The organism is Pseudomonas sp., assembly GCF_049645325.1.
Taxonomy (GTDB): Bacteria; Pseudomonadota; Gammaproteobacteria; order Pseudomonadales; family Pseudomonadaceae; genus Aquipseudomonas.
This window is the reverse complement of record NZ_JBARTQ010000244.1, coordinates 1-4,254: the sequence shown is the minus strand read 5'-3', so window position 1 is coordinate 4,254 and position 4,254 is coordinate 1. Positions and strand designations below refer to the sequence as shown.

At 59.9% G+C, this 4,254-nt stretch carries 4 protein-coding genes; 1 reads left to right on the top strand and 3 read right to left on the bottom strand.

The features are described from left to right. Positions 1-59 precede the first annotated feature (59 nt). The 3 genes from WBB95_RS10510 to WBB95_RS10500 form a co-directional block, all read right to left on the bottom strand. Positions 60-815, bottom strand: coding sequence for a DeoR/GlpR family transcriptional regulator (locus WBB95_RS10510; RefSeq protein ID WP_010212755.1), 756 nt, complete (start codon positions 813-815; stop codon positions 60-62). A gap of 95 nt (positions 816-910) precedes the next feature. Continuing rightward, a complete protein-coding gene (gene glpK, locus WBB95_RS10505; RefSeq protein WP_424487525.1) occupies positions 911-2,416 on the bottom strand; it encodes a glycerol kinase GlpK in 1,506 nt (501 codons plus the stop codon). Between the two features lie 80 nt (positions 2,417-2,496). Beyond that, positions 2,497-3,354, bottom strand: coding sequence for an MIP/aquaporin family protein (locus WBB95_RS10500; RefSeq protein WP_424487524.1), 858 nt, complete (start codon positions 3,352-3,354; stop codon positions 2,497-2,499). 326 nt (positions 3,355-3,680) lie between these two features. Between WBB95_RS10500 and ybaK the strand changes: the two genes are divergently transcribed. Then, the gene (gene ybaK, locus WBB95_RS10495; RefSeq protein ID WP_424487526.1) at positions 3,681-4,151 is read left to right on the top strand and encodes a Cys-tRNA(Pro) deacylase; all 471 of its coding nucleotides are present in this window, start codon (positions 3,681-3,683) and stop codon (positions 4,149-4,151) included. Positions 4,152-4,254: the final 103 nt, after the last annotated feature.

Below are 4,254 nucleotides of genomic sequence, written 5' to 3'. Positions count from 1 at the left end.
CCGCTTCGCGCCCCAGCGCGGGGCAAGCCCGCTCACCACAAGGTGGACAGGCGCCTGGGTTAGACGACTTCCAGCCGAACCTTATGCTGATTCAACAGCTGCACCAGCGCCGGTACCGGCTGCTGGTCGGTCACCAAACAATCCACCAGGCTGATCGGCCCCAAGCGAATCATGGCATTGCGCCCGAACTTGCTGGAATCCGCGGCCAAGATCACCTGGCGTGCATTGGCGATGATCGCCTGGGAAACCCGCACTTCCTGGTAGTCGAAGTCCAGCAGGCTGCCGTCTTCGTCAATGCCGCTGATGCCCACCAGGGCAAAATCGACCTTGAACTGGTTGATGAAGTCGACGCTCGCCTGGCCTACCACGCCGCCGTCACGGCGCACGTTGCCGCCGGTCAACAGCACATCGAAGTCGTCCTTGGCGCTGAGCATCGTCGCGACGTTGAGGTTGTTGGTGATGATTTTCAGGTGGTTGTGATTGAGCAGCGCGCGCGCGATCGATTCGGTGGTGGTGCCGATATTGATGAACAGCGAGGCGTGATCGGGGATTTGCGCCGCGATGGCTTCGCCGATGCGTTGTTTTTCATCGCGCATCTGGTCGGCACGCATGGCGTAGGCGGTGTTTTCGACACTGGAGTCATAGGCTGCGCCGCCGTGGTAGCGGCGCAGCAGATTGGCGTCCGCCAGCTGGTTGATATCGCGGCGGATGGTTTGCGGGGTGACAACGAATAGCTGCGCCATTTCCTCGATACTGACGTAGCCGCGTTCGCGGACCAGTTCGAGGATTTGTTGTTGGCGGGGAGGCAGATTCATGGGGCGTCCTTTGGGCTGCCATACAAAAGTGGCCCATGATGACGCAGGAACCTGCTCCCTGCCAGTTACAACCCTAAATGGGTCCGGCGGTTGGCTTATTCAGCGCCTTCGTGAGGTTCCCAGTCGCGTGTGCGGCTGACCGCTTTTTGCCAGCCGGCGTAGAGTTTCTCTTTGGCGGCTTCATCCAGCGTAGGTTCGAATTCGCGCTCGATCACCGCCTTGCCGCGCAACTCGTCCAGGCTGCCCCAGAAGCCACAGGCCAGGCCTGCCAGGTAAGCGGCGCCGAGTGCCGTGGTCTCGCGCATTTGCGGGCGCTCGACGCGGGTGCCAAGGATGTCGGCCTGGAACTGCATCAGGAAGTTGTTGGCCACCGCGCCGCCGTCCACACGCAGGGCTTTGAGGCGTTCGCCCGAGTCCTGTTGCATGGCGTCCAATACGTCGCGGGTCTGGTAGGCAATCGACTCCAGGGCTGCACGAATGATGTGATCCACGCGTACGCCGCGGGTCAGGCCGAACAGCGCGCCACGGGCATACGGGTCCCAGTACGGAGCGCCCAGGCCGGTGAAGGCCGGCACCAGGTACACGCCGTTGCTGTCTTTGACTTTGCCGGCGAAGTATTCGGTGTCGGTGGCGTCGGCGATGATCTTCAGCTCGTCACGCAGCCATTGAACGGTGGAGCCACCGTTGAAGACCGCGCCTTCGAGGGCGTAAGCCACTTCGCCGCGCGGGCCGCAGGCGATGGTGGTGAGCATGCCGTGCTTGGACTTGACCGCCTTGTCGCCGGTGTTCATCAGCAGGAAGCAGCCGGTGCCGTAGGTGTTCTTGGCCTGGCCGGCTTCCACGCACATCTGGCCGAACAGCGCCGCTTGCTGGTCACCGGCGATGCCGCCTATGGCGATACCGCTTTTGGTGCGGCCGTAAATTTCCGAGGAGGACTTCACTTCCGGCAGCATTTCGCGCGGCACGTCGAGAATCTCCAGCATCTTCGCATCCCACTCCAGGGTGTGGATGTTGAAGAGCATGGTGCGCGAGGCGTTGGTGTAGTCGGTGACGTGGGTCTTGCCGCCGGTGAATTTCCAGATCAGCCAGCTGTCGATGGTGCCGAACAACAGTTCGCCGTTACGCGCACGCTCGCGGCTGCCTTCGACATTGTCGAGGATCCACTTGAGCTTGGTGCCGGAGAAGTACGGGTCGGTGACCAGGCCGGTGGTGTCGTTGATGTATTGCTCGTGGCCGTCGCGCTTGAGCTGCTGGCAGATCTCGGTGCTGCGGCGGCATTGCCACACGATCGCGTTGTAGATCGGGCGGCCGGTGACTTTGTCCCAGACCACGGTGGTTTCACGCTGGTTGGTGATACCGATGGCGGCGACCTGGTCATGGTGCAGGCCGGCTTGTGCCAGGGCCTCGACCATCACCGCGCTCTGGGTGGCGAAAATTTCCATCGGGTCATGTTCAACCCAGCCGGCTTGCGGGTAATGCTGGGTGAATTCACGCTGAGCGGTGCAGACCACGTTGGCGTCCCGATCGAAGATGATCGCCCGCGAACTGGTGGTGCCCTGGTCAAGGGCAATGATGTAGTTCTTATTCTGAATGTCGGTCATGTCGATTGCCTTGGACGGAAAATAAGAGAAAAGGAATTAGCCTGGGCCGCAAAGGGGCAGTAGGGACCAGGCTGGCGCTATCAGGAAATACGCGTCTTGCCGTTGACAGCCCTGTCAGGTGTTTCTTCATCTATAGCAGGTGCCGCGCTCGGCAGATGGCGGGCAATCAACCCGCGATAGGCTGCGGCGCCGAGGCATGCGCCCACGATCGGCGCGAAAATCGGCACCAGGAAGTAAGGAATATCGCGGCCGCCGGTGAAGGCCATTTCACCCCAGCCAGCGAAAAAGGTCATCAGCTTAGGGCCGAAATCGCGCGCGGGGTTCATCGCAAACCCGGTCAACGGGCCCATGGCGCTGCCGATCACTGCGATCAACAGGCCGATCAGCAGCGGGGCCAACGGGCCACGCGGCAGGCCATTGTTGTCATCAGTAAGCGCCATGATCACGCCCATCAGGATGGCGGTGATGACCATCTCCACCAGGAACGCCTGGGCGGTGCTCAGCAGCGCATGCGGGTAGGTGGAGAACACCGACGCCAATTCCAGGCTGGCCTGAGAGCCGCGAACCATATGGTGGGTTTGTTCGTAATCGAAAAACAGGTTGCTGTAGAGCGTGTACACCAAGGCCGCCGAGCAGAAGGCGCCGGCGACCTGGGCGAGAATATAGAAGGGCAGTTTGCGCTTTTCAAAATCGGCAAAAATGCACAGGGCGATACTGACCGCCGGATTGAGGTGAGCCCCGGAAATACCGGCGCTGAGGTAGATCGCCATGCTGACGCCTATCCCCCAGATGATGCTGATCTCCCACAAGCCAAAGCTGGCACCCGCGACCTTGAGCGCAGCGACACATCCTGTACCGAAGAAGATCAGAAGCGCAGTCCCCAGGAATTCGGCCATGCATTGGCTCGAAAGTGAAGGCTGTTGAAGAGCAGTTGTCATGGAAAACCTCGATTGTTGTTCTTGTGTGGCGCACAACCTCAACGGGTCGTTGCGCGATTTTCACCGTGGTCAGGATCCCCATCCCGGCCACAGCTTACTGCTGGAGTACCGCAGGAGTATTCCTACAGTATTCGGAAACGAAAAAATATAGACAAGAATGACGGCTGTCAAAGGTCGAAAGTGAACGGTTGGTCATTTTCAAACTATTAGTCTGGTGAATGATCACGATTGTTACGGTGAGTGTCTATTACAGGAGGCGCGCACTAGAGCGTTTTGCGCGGGCTTGGCCTAGAATTGGCCACCTGTTTGCCATGCCCGGAGTAACCATGACCCCCGCACTGGACCTGTTAAAAAAAGTTCGCGCCGAACATCACGTCCACAGTTATGAACATGATCCGAAGGCAGCGTCCTATGGGCTGGAGGCCGCGGAGAAATTGGGACTCGACCCGGCGCAGGTGTTCAAGACCCTGCTGGCCAGCAGTGAGAAAGGTGAATTATTGGTGGCGGTGGTGCCGGTCGTCGGAAGCCTGGATCTAAAAGCGTTGGCGCAGGCGGCAGGCGTGAAAAAAGTCGAGATGGCCGACCCTGCGGCGGCGCAACGCTCGACCGGTTACCTGTTGGGCGGCATCAGCCCGTTGGGGCAGAAAAAGCGCTTGCGCACATTTATTGATGTGACGGCGCAGCCGTTCGCGACGATTTTTGTCAGTGCGGGGCGAAGGGGTTTGGAAGTGGAGCTGTCGGCGGCAGTGCTGGCCGAGCAGACCCAGGCCACATTTGCGCCGATTGGCCGGGTTTGAAACGCACTATTGAAGACTCTGGCTTGCCTGCGATGCAGGCAATCAGGTCTGTCAGTAAGCCCCGGCTGATGCCATCGCAGCAAAAGTATCTACACAACTTTCA